The organism is Nocardia sp. NPDC060259 (genome assembly GCF_042728775.1).
Taxonomy (GTDB): Bacteria; Actinomycetota; Actinomycetes; order Mycobacteriales; family Mycobacteriaceae; genus Nocardia.
This window is the reverse complement of the sequence record NZ_JBHXAY010000134.1, coordinates 1-16,532: the sequence shown is the minus strand read 5'-3', so window position 1 is coordinate 16,532 and position 16,532 is coordinate 1. Positions and strand designations below refer to the sequence as shown.

Below are 16,532 nucleotides of genomic sequence, written 5' to 3'. Positions count from 1 at the left end.
GCGACCCCACCATCCGCCCGCAGGACGATCTGTACCGCCACGTCAACGGCACCTGGCTGCGCGATTACCAGCTCCCGCCCGACAAGGCCTCGGTCGGCGCGATCACCGACGCCAACGACCGGACCCTGGATCAGCTGCGCGCGATCATCGAGGGCATCAGGGTTCTCTTCCTTGGCCGCGGTGTAGTGGTCCCACTTGTCCAGCGACGCCAGATCCATCGGTGAAAGCTTCCAGTGCCGCACGGGGTCGACCTGGCGGATCGCGAAGCGGGTGCGCTGCTCCAGCGGCGACACCGAGAACCAGAACTTCACCAGATCGATGCCGTCGTCGACGAGCATCCGCTCGAACAACGGCACCTGCGCGAGGAAGCGCCGATGTTGTTCCGGCGTGCAGAAACCCATCACCCGCTCGACACCGGCACGGTTGTACCAGGAGCGGTCGAACAGCACGATCTCACCCGCCGCGGGTAGGTGCTCGACATAACGCTGGAAGTACCACTGGGTGGATTCGCGGGCCGAGGGCTTCTCCAGCGCCACCACCCGCGCGCCACGCGGATTCAGATGCTCCATGAACCGTTTGATGGTGCCGCCCTTGCCCGCGGCGTCGCGGCCCTCGAAGACGATGACGATGCGCCTGCCGGTCGCCTTTGTCCAGTTCTGCAGCTTCAGCAACTCGATCTGCAGCAGCCGCTTGTCGAACTCGTAGTCGGTGCGCGAGAGGCGTTCGTCGTACGGATAGCCCTCCCGCCAGGTGTCGACGATCAGGCCGCCGGGCTCGGTGAGCAGGACGGGATCGTCGTCGTCGCTGTCGTCGACGGAGAACGCCGTGGTGTCGGCGAGATTCACCGCGGTGGCGAGATCGGCGATCTCGCTCAGATCGCGGGGGATCGTGCGTGTCTCGACATCGGTCATCTGCCGGACGCTAACCGACGACCGTGTCGCCGAGGTGAACACGCGGTGTGGGCCGCCTGCGGCGCTGCGCTCGCGTGCGTGTCCTCGACGACATCGGCCCGCAGGTCAGGGCATACTGCGACCTGACCCACCCAGTGCTGCGCGTGGCATCCGCCTGCCGCGCCGCGGAGAGGACGACGCCGATGTCCGACGGAGGTTCCGCCGCCGATCAGCCCGCCGCTCCCGACGAGGAAGGCGCTGCGGGCAACCACATCATCCGGATCGCGTCCGTCGCGGCGCTGGGCGGTCTGCTGTTCGGCTTCGACAGCGCGGTGATCAACGGCGCGGTCGCCGCGATCCAGGACGAATTCGATGTCGACGACGCCGTTCTCGGTTTCGCGGTGGCCTCGGCCCTGCTCGGCGCGGCCGCCGGCGCGATGACCGCAGGCCGCATCGCCGACCGGATCGGCCGGATCAAGGTCATGAAGATCGCGGCCGCGCTGTTCTTCCTCAGCGCGGTGGTGACCGCGTTCGCGCCCAGCGTCTGGATCCTGGTGATCGGGCGCGTCATCGGCGGCCTCGGTGTCGGCGTCGCCTCGGTGATCGCCCCCGCCTACATCGCGGAGACCGCACCGGCGCGTATCCGCGGCAGACTCGGATCGCTGCAGCAGCTCGCGATCGTGCTCGGCATCTTCCTGGCGCTGCTCGTCGACTATGTCCTCGCCGAGATCGCGGGCGGGGCCGGCCAGACACTGTGGCTCGGTCTCGACGCCTGGCGCTGGATGTTCCTGTCGATGATGGTGCCCGCGGTGGTCTACGGCGTACTGGCCTCGACGATTCCGGAGTCGCCGCGCTACCTCGTCGCGACGCACCGCATCCCCGAGGCACGCACGGTGCTGACGCTGCTGTTCGGCGAGCGGAACCTCGAACTCACCATCGGCCGGATCGAGGACAGTCTCGAGGGCGATGTGAAGCCGTCGTGGAAGGACCTGCGCCGTCCCGCCGGCGGGATCTATCCGGTCGTCTGGGTCGGTCTGCTGCTGTCGGTTTTTCAGCAGGCCGTCGGTATCAACGTGATCTTCTACTACTCGAATGTGCTCTGGGAGGCCGTCGGATTCGAGGAGTCCCAGTCGTTCCAGATCAGCGTGTTCACCTCGGTGGTCAATATCGCCACCACCATCGTCGCGATCATGCTCATCGACCGGATCGGGCGCAGGCCGCTGCTGCTGATCGGTTCGATCGGCATGACCATCACCTTGGCCACGATGGCGGTGTGCTTCGGCACCGCGGGCCAGGTGCCCAACGACGAGGGCGTCCTGGAGCCGCAGTTGACCGGTGCGAGTGGCCCGATCGCGCTGGTCGCGGCGAATCTGTTCGTCGTCTTCTTCGGCATGAGCTGGGGCCCGGTGGTGTGGGTGCTGCTCGGCGAGATGTTCCCGAACCGGATCCGCGGCGCCGCGCTCTCGCTCGCCGCGGCCGGTCAGTGGGCCGCGAACTGGGCGATTACCGTGTCGTTCCCGAGCCTGAAGACCTTCTCGCTCGGCTTCGGCTATGGCATGTACGCGGCGTTCGCCCTGCTGTCGCTGCTGTTCGTGTTCCGGTTCGTGCCCGAGACCAAGGGCATGTCGCTCGAGGACATGGACGCCGCGACCGGAGTCGGGCGGCCCAACTCGCCCGTGTGATCGCCTACGGGCGCACCATCTGCCGGTAGTCGGCCGGTGTCGCGCCCACCGACTCCCGGAACGCGCGGTGAAACCCGGACTCGCTACCGAAACCGCAGGCCGCGGCGATCGCCCCCATCGACTGATACCGCTCGCGCTGCAGCAGTTTCTTGGCGCGATCGATCCGGATCTCGCGGATGTGGTGGGCGATACCGCCACCGCCGACGATCCGGTACAGCGTCCGCCGGGACACCCCGCAGGCCGAGGCGACCGTGTCGGCACCGAGTTCGGGATCGCACGCGTGCCTGTGCAGGAAGTCGAACACCTGTTGACGCAGCAGCGCCGTGATCTCCTCCGGCTCGCTCTTGCGCCCCGCCGCGGTCGCGACGGCCGCGCCGAACAAGCCGAGGGCGTGCGGGACCAGCGGAGCTGCCTGGGCGGGGTCGGTGGAGACGAGGTCGAAAAGGGAAGTGAAGCACGAGGTCACGACCGGCGCGACGGTGCCGGGTCCGAAGGCTTGGGCGGTCAGCGAGCGGGTGTCGGTGACCGAGATGCTGTGCTTCGGAACCTGCACCACCAGTTCCTCGAACGTCGCCGTCCAGGTCGCGGTGTAGGGGCGGGTGCTGTCGATGAGGATCAGCGTGCCCGGCTCGGCGGCGACGGTGCGGCCGTCCTGTTCGAGCACCGCCTGCCCGTCGAGGGTGATGACGCCCAGGATGCAGTCCTCGGCGTCGGCCTGCAGGTCGACCGGGCGTCGGCGCGCACGCTGGGCGTCGGCCCTGACTCTCGACAGGCCGACGGAGTTCTCCAGCGTAGCGTACTCGATCCGGGCGTGGAAGTCCGCCGAGGTCAGCGGATCGACCTGCATCCGGACATACATCGCGCAGATGCTGTCGCGCCAATAGTCGAAAGCCTCCTGGGCGGAAACGCTCTCGGTGCTCAGCACGAGGGGAGACATCCGGTCTGCCATGGGGACAAGTATCCAACAGCACCACCGCGGTGTAAGTTTCCCCCGATCCCTGACCAGAAGGTGAGTATCCACGTGTCGCACTCCACCACCGATTCCGTTCCGGCCGGGCTCGGCCGGCGGGAAGTTCTGGCCGGCGCGGCAGGCGTTGTCGCCGGTATCACGCTCGTCGGGCTGACGCCGGCGGCGGCCGTGCCCGCCGAGGTGCCGAAGTTCGCGCCACGGGCGGGCCGCACCGCCCGGATTCTGATCACCGGTGACGCCGGAACGGGCAGCCGCACGCAGTGGGCGGTCGCCGACGCCGCTCGCGCGTTCCATGCTCGTGAGCCGTTCACGATGGCCGTCGGTCTCGGCGACAACATCTACGAATCGGGCCCCGACGGTCCCGATGACGTGCAGTTCGCCACGAAGTTCGAGGATCCCAATGCGGGACTGGACTTTCCGTGGGCGATGGCGCTGGGCAACCACGACACCTCCGGGGTGTTCCCCGGCGACGGCGGCTGGCTGGTCCGCGGCAACCACGAGGTCGAGTACCACGCGAAATCGGCGCGGTGGTGGATGCCGAGCCGCTACTACTCGGTGCGGGTGCCCGAACAGAACCCGGTGGTGGAGTTCTTCGTCCTCGACGTCAACCCGCTCGCGGCCTACATTCCACCGCTGCTCGACCCGTACTGGTCGGTGGACGGGCAGTACATGAACGAACAGCGCGCCTGGCTCGACCGGGCCCTCGCCGAGTCCACCGCGCAGTGGAAGATCGCCTGCACCCACCACCCGTACCTCAGCAACGGCCCGCACGGCGATGCGGGCAACTACGAGGGGCTGCCGATCGAGCCGCTCAACGGTGTGCACGCCAAGCGGTTCTTCGAAGATCACGTGCTGGGCAAGGTGTCGTTCCTGCTCTCGGGCCACGACCACACGTTGCAGGTGCTCGAACCGACCGCCGCGTCGAAGGGCACCCGCCAGATCATCTCGGGCGCGGCGGGCAAAACGGCGAGCGGCCACGCCGCGGCCGGATCGGGACACCCTGCCCTGTACGAGACCCAGCACGAACTGGGCTTCATGGTCATGGATCTCACCCCGGACACGGTGAACCTGCGGGTGATCACGGTCGATCCCGGTTCGGGCGCGGGCACGCAGGTCTTCGACCGCCGACTGGCCTGATCGACGGCAGTTCGCTGCCGGCAGGAGGATGATCGGGGGATGGGCTTCTACACCGACCGGATCCTGCCGCACATCGTCGACACCGTCTGCGGGGTGGCCAACAACGATCCCCTGCGCCGCCGCACCTGCGCGGGTCTGCACGGCGAGGTGCTCGAAGTCGGGTTCGGGTCGGGGACCAATGTCGGGTTCTACCCGGACGCGGTGAAGCGGGTCAGCGGCGTCGAACCCGCGGACATCGCGTGGAAGATCGCGGCGAAGCGGGTCGCGGCGAGCAGGGTGCCGATCGAGCGGGCCGGGCTGGACGGTCAGGCGCTGCCGTTTCCGGACGCGACGTTCGATACCGCGCTGTCGACGTTCACGTTGTGCACCATCCCCGATGTCGCGACCGCGCTCGCCGAGATCCGCCGCGTGCTCAAGCCGGGCGGAACGCTGCACTTCGTCGAACACGGCCTCGCTCCCGACGCGTCGGTCCGGACCTGGCAGTACCGGCTCGATCCGGTCCAGCAGCGGATCGCGGGCGGATGTCACCTCGTGCGTGACATTCCCGGATTGATCAGCGACGCCGGGTTCGAGACCGTCGAACTCGACCGGTTCTATCACCCCGGCGCGCCGAAGGCCTTCGCCGCGTTGTCGCTGGGTGTCGCTCGCTGACACGGTTCGGCATCACGGTGCCACCCCGGTGAGTACGACGCTCGACATCGGCTCGACCGCAGGCACGGCCGGGATTCGTTCGAGGACGCCACCGGCGAACACGTCGTAGAGCGGCAGTGTTTCGAGGTGGACATAGCCGATGTGGCAGTCGCACACCGTCAGTGGGCACGGTCGTGGCGTCAGTGCCGCGCGGTAGGAGCCGTCGTAGAGGTTGCCGAGTGGGGTGCGCACGAAATGGCAGCGGCGGACCTCGCCGTCGCCGTCGACCGAGATCACCGAGGAACCGGTGCGGCAGGCGGCGCCTGCCGAGCGGTGTGGGTGCCTGCTGAACGGGAACAGGGCGTCGATGGCGGTCCACTGCGCGGCGTGGTCGTCGGTGTAGGTGTGGCCTTCGGCGGCGTTGACCCAGAGATAGACGTGGTCGGGCAGGTCGGCGCGCAGGCGGCGGGCGTGGTCGAGGTGTTCGGGCAGGCCGACGATGCCGACGCTGAACCGGATTCCGGTCTCGGCCAGGCGTTCGGCCTTGTCGAGGAAACGGCGATACGGCGTCTGGCCGGGGTGATAGGTGCACCAGAGAGCGAGCGTGTCGGGGTCGGCGTCGGCGGTCCAGTCGATGCGGCCGCTGAGGTTGGTCTGGATGGCGACGCGATCGATGTGGGGCAGGTGGGACAACTCGATCAAGGCTGTGCGGTACCACGACCGCACCAGGCCCTCACCCCATGGCGTGAACAGCACCGACAGCCGGTCATCGGTCTGCGCTTGGGCCCAGTCGGTGAAACGGTGCAGGGCGGTGCGGTCCGCGCGTAGTTGCTCGGTGGAGTCTCTGCGTTTGGCGAACGGGCAGTACGGGCAGTCGTAGTCGCACGACGACAGCGGGCCGCGGTACAGGAGTGTCAGGTCCACGGTCAGCGCAGCTCGTATGCGGCCATGGCGGCACGGACGGCGGGGGAGAAGAAGCCGGGGCCGATGGCATCCGAATAGGCCAGTCCTTCAGGGGACAGGCGCAGCAGGTCGGCGCCGGCGTCGGCGAGCCAGCCACGGTCGGCGAGGACGTGCAGCTGGTCGCCGAAATCGTCCCAGGGATCGGTGCCGAAGCGATGGCGGTAGTCGGCGACAGCCAGGCCGTCGGCTTGCAGCAGTGACTGGAGCAGGTGCCTGCGGGCGGCCTCGTCGACGTCGATCACCCGACCGTGCAGCGCCGATGCGAAATCCGTTGTCGCGATATAGGTGTCGATGATGCCGCGGACCTCCCGCATGTCGACGGCGTAGTCGAAGGAGTAGTGCAGGGTGCTCGTGTAGGAGCGGGCGCCGCAGCCGAGTCCGATCATGCCGTCGGTCTGGCAGGCATAGTCGTCGGGGCCCTGGGGTGGGGCGTCGCGGCGGCGGAACATGCGCATGGACACCTGTTCGTAGCCGGCCGCCAGCAGGTGATCGCGGCCCTGGGCGTAGCGGGCGAGCCGGTCGCGATCCCAGTCCTGTTCGGCGACAGCGGGATCGGCGTGTCTGGCCAGCCCGGTCAGTGGACGCACGTACAGCGGGTAGAGGTAGATTTCCTCCGGTCGCCATGCCAGCGCCGCGTCGAGGGACACCTGCCAGCTCGCGGCGGTCTGGCCGTCGATGCCGTAGATGAGGTCGATATTGAGCACGGGAATGCCCGCCTCGCGGATACGGCCCAGTGCCGCTTCGACATCGGTGCGCCGCTGCGGGCGCACCGCCGCGCGGGCCTCCTCGTCGATGAAGCTCTGCACACCCAGGCTCAGGCGGGTCGCGCCACGATCGGCCAGCACGGCCAGGCGGTCGGCGGTCGAGGTGGCGGGGGAGGCTTCCACCGAGAGTGGGATCGCGCGCAGGTCGGCGCCCATGATCTGCTCGGCGATATCGCACAGCCGGGTCAGTTCGCCTGCCTCGAGGAAGGTCGGGGTGCCGCCGCCGAAGGCCGCGTTCGCGAACCGCGGGGGTTCGGCGTCGCCCAGGCCCTCGCGAACGGCGGTGGCTTGGCGGGTGAGGGCGTCGAGGTAGCGGCTGGTGAGATCGTCCGGGGCGCCGACCCGGGTGAACAGATTGCAGAAACCGCAGCGCACTTCACAGAACGGGATGTGCAGATACAGCGACAGCGCGGACCGCGATTCGCCCGCCCACACCTGCGACAGTGCGGGTCGGTCCGGCAGTAGCCGGTAGGCGGTCTTGTGCGGGTAGGCGTAGACGTAGTTCTGGTATGGCCGGGGTAGCGCGGTGTCGATCATGGGGAGGGCTCCAGGAAGAAGTGGCTGTAGGGGACCGTCCACACGGACTCGTGGCCGAGCCGGTGACCGGTGTACCCGTCGTCGCCGTAGGCGGTGCCGTGATCGGAGCAGACGATCGCGAAACATCGGCGGCGTGCCCGCATCGCGTCGAAGAGCCTGCCGACATGGGCATCGATGTATTCGAGTGCCGCCGCGTGGGTTTCGCGGCTGTCCCCGACGTCACGGGTGGCGCCCGAGAGGTGGAACCAGTTCGGCTGATGCAGCGCCGACGCGTTGAGGAACAGGAAGACCCGCTGATCGGCGGGCACCGCGGCGACCGCGCGTTCCGCGCACGCCACCTGAGCTTCGAATGATGTCGGTGAGGCGACGGAAAAGTCAGGCTCCCAATGGCTTTCGGCGAACAGGCCTGGCAGCACACTGCCGAGCGCCCCCTGCTTGTTGAAGAAGCCGACACCGCCGACACAGACGGTGTGGTAGCCGCGCGCGGCGAGGGCGGTCACCAGATCGGGTTCGTCGAAGACGAAGGTGCCGTCGGCGGTGGTCTCGCTGCCCGCGAAACGGGCCGCGAACAGGCGCGGATGCGGGCCGGGCACGGCCGGGGTCGGCAGGAAACCGGCGAACATGGCGTGGTGGGAGGCGTAGGTGAAACTGCCCGGTGCGTGGCGTTTGTCCCAGCGTCCCTGCGGCAGGTACGCCGACAAGGTGGGCAGCTTGCCCGCCGCGGCGAGTTCGGTCGCGACGTCGTAGCGCAAGGTGTCGAGGGTGAGCAGCAGCAGGTCGTCGCGGCCGACGACCTCGGTCATGTCGGGACGCGAGAGCGGGGATTGGGTCATCGAGACGCTCCGATGGCAGCCGCGGCGGTGAGTTGCGCGGTGTAGGTGTCCATTCCCTCGGCCGGTGTGCCCGCAAGCCCGGTCAGGCCGGGCAGCAGGTCGCCGAACGCGTTGACCTCACCGACGGTGAACCGCCGCCAGCCGAGACCGGGCAGCAGATCGACCCCGACGCACAGGGTCGCGGGAAAGCAGGCCGCGGCGCGTTCACAGATCTCCATGGCCTCGGCCCAATGCTCGCCCGCCGCAGCGCGGACCGCGGCCAGATCCCCGCGGGCACCGCCCAGATGCAGGTTGGTCAGCGGCCCCTTGCTGGTGCGGACCACGACATGGGAGGCCCGGCCTGCGATGACAACGACCCGCAGGTCAGCCGTCCGGCCGCCGGTGGTGGCCTTGGGGATCCAGCGTTCGAGGTGCAGGCCGTCGGGGGCGAGCCGGTCGACGATCGCGGCGATCTCGCGTTCCTCGCGGTATCGCCGCACCCGCAGTGAATTGTGCAGTGCCCCATTAACACTCACCTCGACGGAGGTGGTCGCCTGCCAGCGGCCAGACGCGGTCGACTCGATCGCGAGCACCCCGGATGCCGACGAGCCGTGCGCGAGTTTGACGAACACCCGCGCCATTCCCGCCTCTCGCATCCGAGCCCGCACGTCCGGCCAGCCGCGCAGCGGCCCGGCGGGTGACGGTGGTACCGGCACCCCCGCCTCGGCCAGGCGTGCGTGACAGCGCCGCTTGTCGAACAGGACCGCGAGATCGGCCGGATCGTCGAGCCGATGCCCGCCACGCAGCGAACCCACCGCCGCGAGGAAGCCGGTGTACCAGCGGGCCGAACCCTCCACGCGGGTCGGCTCGTTCACTCCGCGCAGCAGCGCGTCCACCGCCGGGTTCTCGCCCGGCGAATCCAGCCGGACGATCTCGTCGTCGGTGAAATCATGACCATCGTCGGTCAGAACCGAGAGCCACTCGACGACTCGCGGAGCGGAATACCCGTCGGCGAGTGCCGCTTCGGTGAACAGCCGGACCCGCCGGTTCTCGGCGTTGCCGACCACCACCCATCGCACGTCAGTTCACTCCCCGACCGCGACGAATCGCCACACAGTACCGTCGCCGTCGTCGTCGGAATAGGCATTGTCGGTATCGAGGTCAAGCTCGACACCCGCCGGGGTCAGGGTGTCGGCAAGGCGGGCGCCGATCTCCTTGCTCACATAGTTGTGGCGCAGGTCCAGTGATTTCAGGTGGGTCAGGGGCTGCCCGCCGAGCAGGGCGGCGGCGCCGTCGTCGGTGAGCACACCCATCGACAGGTCGAGCGCGTCGAGGCGGGCGACCACGGGCGCCGAGGCCACCGCGGCACACACCGCGTCCTGGATCTCGCTGTTACGCAGGGCCAGCCGCTTCAAACTGGGCAGCTGATCGCCGGACAGGATCGGCGCGAGATCGGTGACATCGGCGTCGCCGCCGTATGTGGACGTACCCAGCCACAGCTCGAGGTCGAGCAGCGACGGCAGCTCGCTGGCGGCGACACCGCGCACCACCGCCACCGGCAGACCACCTGCCTGTACCTTCAAGGTGCGCAGGTTCTCGTGCCGGACCGCGGGGAATTCGAGGCTCTCGCCACCACGTACACCGAGTTCTTCGAGCTGGGGGAACGCGTCGAGCAGCCTGGTCACCTCACCCTGGTGGATCCACGAGATCTCGCACTCCTCACCGGTGATGTCGCCGACGAACAGCGCGCGCAGGGCCGGAAGCTGCTCGCGGGCAGCGATGATGGCGTCGATGACATCATCGGGGCGACTGTCGAAGGCATCGGCCCACGAACCGACGATGAGCGCGCGCACCCGCGCCGGATCGACGGTGTCGAGGAACCGGCCGAACGCTTCGGGCCAGGTCTCCTCGGCCTCGTCGACGTCGACGCTGATCCGCCACGCCACGTCATCGGCGCCGGGCAACAGGCGAACCGCCGCCTCCTGCGCCGCGGCATCCTCCTCCAGCTCCGGGAACTGGTATGCGGGCAGACCGCCCAATCCGTGCAGATGTTCTCCGATGGACATGTATGTTCCCGCCCCTTCTGGCGTGGTGACCCCGTGTGACAGCTGCGTTTCTACCAAGCGCCACCGACATTCCGCGCGCCGGGCCGAGTTGTCGGCACCTGCCGCTACCGTCCACGCCACGGCAGCAGTCGCGGGCCGTGACGGGAGGAAATTCATGTATCGACAAGGCGATGTGCTGATCGTGCCGCTGACCGAGTCCGCGGTGCCCGACAGTGCCCGCGCGGCGCACGGCGAGAAGCGTGACGGCCGGGGCAGGCTCGTCCTGGCGTTGGGGGAAGTGACCGGGCACGCACACGCGATTCCCGGCCCCGGCCGGTTGATCAGGGAGGCAGGGGTTTTCGGGCCGATGCTGCTGCACCTGCCCGAAGGCGGGCGCGTGGTGCACGAGGAGCACGCGGCCATCGGACTGCCAAAGGGGTGGTACCGGGTGGTGCGGCAGCGCGAGTACGTGCCCGGTTCCGTGCGAGTGGTGGCCGACTGATGATCGAGGGGAACACGACGATGACGGACCGCAACTGGCGCTCGGTCGCCGCCGCTTCCGGCCCGGGTAACCGTGCTGCCGCCGAAGCAGGTGTGCGACTCGCCTATTCGCGGGCAGGCCTGCCCGAACCGGAACAGATCCTGTGGGCCCGTTCGCCGCTGGCGGCTATCTGGATGCTGATCGCGGGAATCGAGACGGGTGCGCCGGTGCGGGAGGCCGTGCGCAGCGGCCCGTGGGCGGCCGAGCGCGCCCGGCTGCACACCGAACTCGGGGCGCACGGCTACAGCGCGCATTGGCGGGCGACCGGGGCCGACCTGTGGGAACTCACCAACTCTGTCGTCGACCGCATTCGCGCCGGAGTCGTCGAGGTCGCGGCCGGTGATCGCAAGCAGGAACGGCAGATTCGGGTACTGCTGCTCGATGCTGTGCTCGGCCAGCATGAGGCGGCGTGGCTCAGCGCCTACGACACCGCACCCGGACGGCCGCTCGACAGCATTGCCGCGGTCGCCGCGGAGGCCGGCTGGTGGTGGCCTTACGAGAAGATCGCGATCATCTCCGAGCGTCCGATCGCACTGCACCGGGACGAGGCCGGCCGCCTCGATCGCGCCGACGGCCCCGCCCTGGCCTACGCCGACGGTTTCGCGTTGTACGCCTGGCGGGGCATGCCGGTGCCCGCCGAGTTCCTCGACAGCCTGGGCTCGTTGACACCACAGCGGATCCGGGACGAGGAGAACGCCGAACTGCGGCGGGTCATGCTCGAGCACTACGGCTACGACCGCTATCTCACCGAATCCGACGCCCGCCCCGTCCACCGCGACGAGACCGGCATCCTGTGGCGGATCGCCCTGCTCGGCGACGAGGACGTGGTGATGGTCGAGGTGGTCAACTCCACGCCGGAGCCGGACGGCACCAACCGCACCTACTGGCTGCGGGTTCCGCCCACGACCCGCACCGCCAGGGAAGGTGTCGCGTGGACGTTCGGGCTCGCCGCCGACGCGTACGAGCCCGTCCAGCAGACCTGAGCGGCGTCAGCGCTCCGACGGGCGCGCCGCTGTCGTGGTGAGGAATTCGGTGACCGCGGCCGCGACGGCGGCGGGTTGGTCGATCATCGACAGGACGTAGGCGTCGTCGATCTCGACCAGCCGGGCGTGGGGGATGAGGGCGGCCAGGCGGCGGCCGTGCTCGCGGGGCATCACCTTGCCCGCCGATGACCAGAGGATCAGGGCTTCACCTGGGAAGTGCTGCAGCGCTTCGGTATTCGCGATCAGGGTGGGTTTGTCGTAACCGGAGCGCATGTAGGCGAGCACATCGGCGCGGACGCCGGGGTCGCGGAGGCCGGGTTCGGTCCACCCGTGGACGAGGTCGTCGGGGAGGGGGAATTTGGCCATCCAGCCGAACAGGAGGGGGTTGCTGCGGAGCCGGCGGATGCGCAGCTGGCGCAGTGCGAGGGTGACGCCACCGGGCAGGATCGAGGCGAGGATCGCGGTCTTGCCGGGGAGGCCGGGCGGGAAGTTGTCGAACGCTTCGCAGGGCAAGACGATCAGCCTGCCGACGCGTTTGTCCAGGCCGTAGGCGGTGAGGAACAGCGCACCGCCCCAATCGGAGTGGACGAGGGTGACGTCGGTCAGGTCGAGGGCGGTGAGGAAGTCGGCGACGAGCTGGTTGAGGCCGCGCATGCTCAGGTCGGTGCCCGGGCGCAGCGGTTCGGGGTGCGCGCCGAGCGGCAGGTCGGGCAGGACGTAGCGGAAGCCGGTCGGCAGCAGGTCGATGACCGAATCCCACACGGTGTGGTTCATCAGCAGGCCGTGCAGCAGGACGACCGGCGGGCCATCGCCATGTTCGCGGTAGTGGATGCGGCCCGCGGGCAGTTCGACGGTCGGCATGAGAACCTCCAGACGTTAGAGCAAATGCTCTAGTGCGTTTGCTCTATTCTGGAACGGTGAGCGAGAAGATGTCAACGACTACGCGGGATCGCCTGGTCGTCGCGGTCGCCGAGTTGATGCGCACCCACGGGTACAGCGCCATCACCGTCAAACAAATCACCGCGGCCGCCGAGGCGCCGATGGGGTCGCTCTACCACCACTTTCCGCACGGCAAGGTGCAGATCGCGGCCGAGGCGCTGCGCGGCTCGGGCGCTGCCTACATCCAGTTGCTGCCGCTGCTGATGGACCCACACGACGACCTCCGGGCCGCCGTGCCCGCCGCCTTCGCCGATGCGGCACGCACGCTCGAGGAGTCCGGGTGGATCAACATGTGCCCGGTCGGCACCGTGGCGGGCGAGATCGCCGACAGCGAACCCGCACTGCGTGAGGTCGCCGCCGAGGTCGTCACGGACTGGATCGACAAGGGCACAGCGTATTTCGTCGGCCGCGGCCTCGATGAGCCGGCCGCGCGTGAGCTGATCCTCGGTGTGCTGTGCGGCTTGGAGGGCGCGTTCGTGCTGGGCCGGACACTGCGTTCGACCGAACCGCTGCTCGCGGCCGGTCAGGCGATCTCGGCTCGGATCGACGCCCTGCTCGCCGCCCGCGACCGCATTGCGGCGCGGCCGGGGTGAGCGTTACCGGCGTTCGAGGACGATACGGGCCACCAGGGCTTTGTGGTCGGCACCGGGCATGGCGACGGTCTCCACGGAGGTGGCGTGTGCGCCCGCGAGCAGGAAATGGTCGATGCCGACCAGCGGTGGCAGCCGTTTGTCGGTCGGATAGGTGACCAGGTGTCCGGCACCGGCTTGCTCGGCGGCGTCGGCGAAACGGCCCGACGCCATCGCGCGGAAGCGGCTGTGGTCGTAGGTGGCATTGAAATCGCCACCGACGACCACCGGGCGATCCGCAGGAGACCGGCGCAGGACAGCATCGAGCCGGGACAACTCATCGGCCCAGACGTCGGTGTCGTAGACCGGCGGGACGGGGTGAAAGGCATAGACCGAGACCGGCCCGACCTCCGGCACGGTGGCGGTGGCCGAGATCTGATTGAGGACATAACCGTCGTATTCGACGGTGTCCGACAACGGATACCGACTCCAGATGCCGGTCCCGCTCGCCGTCTGGCCGGGCGCAAGATAGCGGTACGGCAGCAGCTGGTCGAGTCCGGCAGCGCCGAGGTCGGTGACGGCGGTGCGGGTGAGTTCGTTGACGGTGAGCACCGCGACATCACGGGTCCGCACCGCTTCGACGAGTGCGGACGGGTCGGCGCCGTCGAACAGCAGATTGGCCTGCATGACCGTGACCGGGTGACCGTCGCCGCCGGTATCGGCGATATACAGCGGCGCCTGGGTCGCCACCCCGACCGCCGCCACGACCACCGAGACCCCGGTCGCAAGCCACTGCCGGGTCGCCGCGAACCCCACCGCGCCGACGATCGCACCGATCATCAGATACGGCGCCCCCGACGTGGCGAGCACCAACGCCTCCGCCGGCCAACCGGTGTAGTGCAGCGCGATACCGACCGCGCCCGCCAGCGTCGCGGTGCCTGCCAGCACGAAGGTACCGACCCGAACGACCCGCGATCTCATCGCCACAGCCAAACACGCGAGCCGGTGGGCGCGCCAATCCGGAATTCCGCTCAGCGCGAGTTGTAGTCGCCAGCAGCGGTGCAATCCTCGCCGCGCAAGGGGAGTGGCGCGGGGGAGGCGGCAGGGGTGGTAGGAAAGGGGACGTGTCGGCATCTGGCGAGAGTTCTGGTTCGAACGAACGGTCCCGCGCGGTGGACGAGGTGGTGGAGCTGGTCAGTGCGCTGATCCGGTTCGACACCTCCAACACCGGTGAGCTGGCGACCACCAAAGGCGAGCGCGAATGCGCCGAGTGGGTGGCCGCGCAGTTGCAGGAGGTCGGGTACGAGACCGAGTACGTCGAATCAGGCGCGCCCGGCCGCGGCAACGTGTTCGCGCGGTTGAAGGGCGCCGACTCCAGCCGCGGCGCCCTGATGATCCACGGACACCTCGACGTCGTCCCCGCCGAAGCCTCCGACTGGAGTGTGCACCCGTTCTCCGGCGCGGTCCGCGACGGCTACGTGTGGGGTCGCGGCGCGATCGACATGAAGGACATGGTCGGCATGACGCTGGCCCTGGCCCGCCAGTTCAAGGCCGAGGGCACGGTGCCGCCGCGCGATCTGGTGTTCGCGTTCCTGGCCGACGAGGAGAACGGCGGCAAGTGGGGGTCGCAGTGGCTGGTCGACAACCGGCCCGACCTGTTCGACGGCGTCACCGAGGCCGTCGGCGAGGTCGGCGGGTTCTCGCTGACCGTGCCGCGTCCCGACGGCACCGAACGCAGGCTCTACCTGGTGGAGACCGCGGAGAAGGGGCTGGGCTGGATGCGCCTGCGGGCCAAGGCTCGCGCCGGGCACGGTTCGTTCCTGCACGACGACAACGCTGTCACCATCCTCGCCGAAGCCGTCGCCCGCCTGGGCAGGCACACCTTCCCGGTGGTCCTGTCGGACTCGGTGGCCGAATTCCTCGCCGCCGTCAGCGAGGAGAGCGGGCTGCAGTTCGACCCGGAAGGCCCCGATATCGAAGGCCAGCTGGCCAAGCTCGGCACCATCTCCCGCATCATCGGCGCCACCCTGCGCGACACCGCCAATCCGACGATGCTGCAAGCGGGTTACAAGGCCAACGTCATCCCGCAGACCGCCGAGGCCGTCGTGGACTGCCGGGTCGTGCCGGGGCGGCAAGCCGCGTTCGAACGCGAGGTCGACGAGCTGATCGGCCCCGACGTCGAACGCGAGTGGATCACCAAACTCGACTCCTACGAGACCACCTTCGACGGTCACCTCGTCGACGCGATGAACGACGCGGTGCTGGCCAACGACGCCAATGGGCGCACCGTGCCCTACATGCTCTCCGGCGGCACCGACGCGAAAGCGTTCGCGCGGTTGGGTATTCGCTGCTTCGGCTTCGCGCCGCTGCAGCTGCCGCCGGAGCTGGACTTCACCGCCCTGTTCCACGGGGTGGACGAGCGGGTGCCGGTGCAGTCACTGGAATTCGGCACCCGGGTACTGGAACACTTCCTCCTGCACAGCTGAGCACCGACGCCACGAATCGGAGACCCCATGAGCTACAACCCCTATGACGCACTGCCGAAGATTCCGTCGTTCACCGTCACCTCCGCCGACATCACCGATGGTCAGCCGCTGGCCAACGATCAGGTGTCCGGGGTGTTCGGGGCGGGCGGCAAGGACATCTCGCCGCAGCTGAGCTGGTCCGGCTTCCCGGAAGGCACCCAGAGCTTCGCGGTCACGGTCTATGACCCGGACGCCCCGACCGCGTCGGGCTTCTGGCACTGGGCCGTCGCCAACATCCCGGCCTCGGTCACCTCCCTCGACGCGGGTGCGGGCAGCGAAGGCGGGACACTGCCCGCCGGCGCAGTCACGCTGCGCAACGACGGCGGGTTCCCCGGCTTCGTCGGCGCCGCGCCGCCGGAAGGCCATGGGCCGCACCGGTACTTCGTGGTGGTGCACGCCGTCGACGTCCCCGAGCTCGAGGTCGGGCCGGACGCGACACCCGCCTACCTCGGGTTCAACCTGTTCTCCCACTCCCTCGGCCGGGCCACCCTGATCGGCACCTACGAGCAAGGCTGAGCGGAAAACGGCGGTGGCCCCGGGAGACG

Annotated in this window: 17 protein-coding genes and 1 pseudogene; 9 read left to right on the top strand and 9 right to left on the bottom strand. The window is 69.0% G+C overall.

All coding sequences use genetic code 11. The annotated features are described in order from the left end of the window. Positions 1–11: 11 nt before the first annotated feature. The gene (locus tag ACFWF2_RS30655; protein WP_379310959.1) at positions 12–224 is read left to right on the top strand and encodes a hypothetical protein; all 213 of its coding nucleotides are present in this window, start codon (positions 12–14) and stop codon (positions 222–224) included. Here ACFWF2_RS30655 and ppk2 read toward each other — a convergent pair. After that, a pseudogene (ppk2, locus tag ACFWF2_RS30650) lies at positions 165–911 on the bottom strand (polyphosphate kinase 2); the annotation flags it as partial. The gene ACFWF2_RS30655 and the pseudogene ppk2 overlap by 60 nt on opposite strands. A gap of 182 nt (positions 912–1,093) precedes the next feature. Here ppk2 and ACFWF2_RS30645 point away from each other — a divergent pair. Further along, entirely contained in the window at positions 1,094–2,572 is a 1,479-nt protein-coding gene (locus tag ACFWF2_RS30645) for a sugar porter family MFS transporter (protein ID WP_379310958.1), read from the top strand. Positions 2,573–2,576: 4 nt separating this feature from the next. Here ACFWF2_RS30645 and ACFWF2_RS30640 read toward each other — a convergent pair whose 3' ends face one another. After that, complete coding sequence (locus tag ACFWF2_RS30640) at positions 2,577–3,521, bottom strand: AraC family transcriptional regulator (RefSeq protein WP_379310957.1); 945 nt, start codon at positions 3,519–3,521, stop codon at positions 2,577–2,579. A 72-nt stretch (positions 3,522–3,593) separates the two neighbouring features. Here ACFWF2_RS30640 and ACFWF2_RS30635 point away from each other — a divergent pair, with 72 nt between their 5' ends. After that, positions 3,594–4,679, top strand: coding sequence for a metallophosphoesterase (locus ACFWF2_RS30635; RefSeq protein ID WP_379310956.1), 1,086 nt, complete (start codon positions 3,594–3,596; stop codon positions 4,677–4,679). Positions 4,680–4,718: 39 nt separating this feature from the next. After that, positions 4,719–5,330: a class I SAM-dependent methyltransferase gene (locus ACFWF2_RS30630; RefSeq protein WP_379310955.1), complete on the top strand. Its 612-nt coding sequence runs from the start codon at positions 4,719–4,721 to the stop codon at positions 5,328–5,330. A gap of 12 nt (positions 5,331–5,342) precedes the next feature. Here ACFWF2_RS30630 and ACFWF2_RS30625 read toward each other — a convergent pair whose 3' ends face one another. The 5 genes from ACFWF2_RS30625 to ACFWF2_RS30605 are packed head-to-tail and all read right to left on the bottom strand — an operon-like array spanning position 5,343 to position 10,451. Beyond that, the gene (locus ACFWF2_RS30625) at positions 5,343–6,233 is read right to left on the bottom strand and encodes an STM4011 family radical SAM protein (RefSeq protein WP_379310954.1); all 891 of its coding nucleotides are present in this window, start codon (positions 6,231–6,233) and stop codon (positions 5,343–5,345) included. A gap of 2 nt (positions 6,234–6,235) precedes the next feature. Continuing rightward, positions 6,236–7,573: an STM4012 family radical SAM protein gene (locus ACFWF2_RS30620; RefSeq protein ID WP_379310953.1), complete on the bottom strand. Its 1,338-nt coding sequence runs from the start codon at positions 7,571–7,573 to the stop codon at positions 6,236–6,238. Then, positions 7,570–8,406 carry an STM4013/SEN3800 family hydrolase gene (locus tag ACFWF2_RS30615; RefSeq protein WP_379310952.1) on the bottom strand — a complete coding sequence of 279 codons (837 nt, stop codon included), beginning with the start codon at positions 8,404–8,406 and terminating at the stop codon, positions 7,570–7,572. The genes ACFWF2_RS30620 and ACFWF2_RS30615 overlap by 4 nt, the downstream gene beginning before the upstream one ends. Next, positions 8,403–9,464 (bottom strand): STM4014 family protein, encoded by a 1,062-nt coding sequence (locus tag ACFWF2_RS30610; protein WP_379310950.1) that lies wholly within the window; start codon positions 9,462–9,464, stop codon positions 8,403–8,405. Before ACFWF2_RS30610 ends, ACFWF2_RS30615 begins: the two co-directional genes overlap by 4 nt. Positions 9,465–9,470: 6 nt before the next feature. Next, positions 9,471–10,451 carry an STM4015 family protein gene (locus ACFWF2_RS30605; RefSeq protein ID WP_379310949.1) on the bottom strand — a complete coding sequence of 327 codons (981 nt, stop codon included), beginning with the start codon at positions 10,449–10,451 and terminating at the stop codon, positions 9,471–9,473. 154 nt (positions 10,452–10,605) lie between these two features. Here ACFWF2_RS30605 and ACFWF2_RS30600 point away from each other — a divergent pair, with 154 nt between their 5' ends. Both ACFWF2_RS30600 and ACFWF2_RS30595 read left to right on the top strand, forming a co-directional pair. Beyond that, a complete protein-coding gene (locus ACFWF2_RS30600) occupies positions 10,606–10,932 on the top strand; it encodes a hypothetical protein (protein WP_379310948.1) in 327 nt (108 codons plus the stop codon). 20 nt (positions 10,933–10,952) lie between these two features. Then, positions 10,953–11,954, top strand: a complete 1,002-nt coding sequence (locus ACFWF2_RS30595; protein WP_379310947.1) for a DUF6745 domain-containing protein — start codon at positions 10,953–10,955, stop codon at positions 11,952–11,954. Between the two features lie 6 nt (positions 11,955–11,960). On the opposite strand, the gene ACFWF2_RS30590 is transcribed toward ACFWF2_RS30595, so the two are convergent. Then, positions 11,961–12,815, bottom strand: a complete 855-nt coding sequence (locus ACFWF2_RS30590) for an alpha/beta fold hydrolase (RefSeq protein WP_379310946.1) — start codon at positions 12,813–12,815, stop codon at positions 11,961–11,963. Positions 12,816–12,871: 56 nt separating this feature from the next. Between ACFWF2_RS30590 and ACFWF2_RS30585 the strand changes: the two genes are divergently transcribed. Next, a complete protein-coding gene (locus ACFWF2_RS30585; RefSeq protein WP_379310945.1) occupies positions 12,872–13,486 on the top strand; it encodes a TetR/AcrR family transcriptional regulator in 615 nt (204 codons plus the stop codon). Between the two features lie 3 nt (positions 13,487–13,489). Here ACFWF2_RS30585 and ACFWF2_RS30580 read toward each other — a convergent pair whose 3' ends face one another. Then, complete coding sequence (locus tag ACFWF2_RS30580; protein ID WP_379310944.1) at positions 13,490–14,443, bottom strand: endonuclease/exonuclease/phosphatase family protein; 954 nt, start codon at positions 14,441–14,443, stop codon at positions 13,490–13,492. Positions 14,444–14,586: 143 nt separating this feature from the next. Here ACFWF2_RS30580 and ACFWF2_RS30575 point away from each other — a divergent pair, with 143 nt between their 5' ends. Both ACFWF2_RS30575 and ACFWF2_RS30570 read left to right on the top strand, forming a co-directional pair. After that, positions 14,587–15,948 (top strand): M20/M25/M40 family metallo-hydrolase, encoded by a 1,362-nt coding sequence (locus ACFWF2_RS30575; protein WP_379310943.1) that lies wholly within the window; start codon positions 14,587–14,589, stop codon positions 15,946–15,948. A gap of 27 nt (positions 15,949–15,975) precedes the next feature. Continuing rightward, positions 15,976–16,503 carry a YbhB/YbcL family Raf kinase inhibitor-like protein gene (locus ACFWF2_RS30570; protein WP_379310942.1) on the top strand — a complete coding sequence of 176 codons (528 nt, stop codon included), beginning with the start codon at positions 15,976–15,978 and terminating at the stop codon, positions 16,501–16,503. The last annotated feature ends 29 nt before the right edge of the window (positions 16,504–16,532 follow it).

Coding starts and splice junctions, on each gene's coding strand:
- ACFWF2_RS30645 (WP_379310958.1), top strand. CDS start 1,094: ATGTCCGACGGAGGTTCCGCCGCCGATCAGCCCGCCGCTCCCGACGAG.
- ACFWF2_RS30640 (WP_379310957.1), bottom strand. CDS start 3,521: ATGGCAGACCGGATGTCTCCCCTCGTGCTGAGCACCGAGAGCGTTTCC.
- ACFWF2_RS30630 (WP_379310955.1), top strand. CDS start 4,719: ATGGGCTTCTACACCGACCGGATCCTGCCGCACATCGTCGACACCGTC.
- ACFWF2_RS30620 (WP_379310953.1), bottom strand. CDS start 7,573: ATGATCGACACCGCGCTACCCCGGCCATACCAGAACTACGTCTACGCC.
- ACFWF2_RS30615 (WP_379310952.1), bottom strand. CDS start 8,406: ATGACCCAATCCCCGCTCTCGCGTCCCGACATGACCGAGGTCGTCGGC.
- ACFWF2_RS30605 (WP_379310949.1), bottom strand. CDS start 10,451: ATGTCCATCGGAGAACATCTGCACGGATTGGGCGGTCTGCCCGCATAC.
- ACFWF2_RS30600 (WP_379310948.1), top strand. CDS start 10,606: ATGTATCGACAAGGCGATGTGCTGATCGTGCCGCTGACCGAGTCCGCG.
- ACFWF2_RS30595 (WP_379310947.1), top strand. CDS start 10,953: ATGACGGACCGCAACTGGCGCTCGGTCGCCGCCGCTTCCGGCCCGGGT.
- ACFWF2_RS30590 (WP_379310946.1), bottom strand. CDS start 12,815: ATGCCGACCGTCGAACTGCCCGCGGGCCGCATCCACTACCGCGAACAT.
- ACFWF2_RS30580 (WP_379310944.1), bottom strand. CDS start 14,443: ATGAGATCGCGGGTCGTTCGGGTCGGTACCTTCGTGCTGGCAGGCACC.
- ACFWF2_RS30570 (WP_379310942.1), top strand. CDS start 15,976: ATGAGCTACAACCCCTATGACGCACTGCCGAAGATTCCGTCGTTCACC.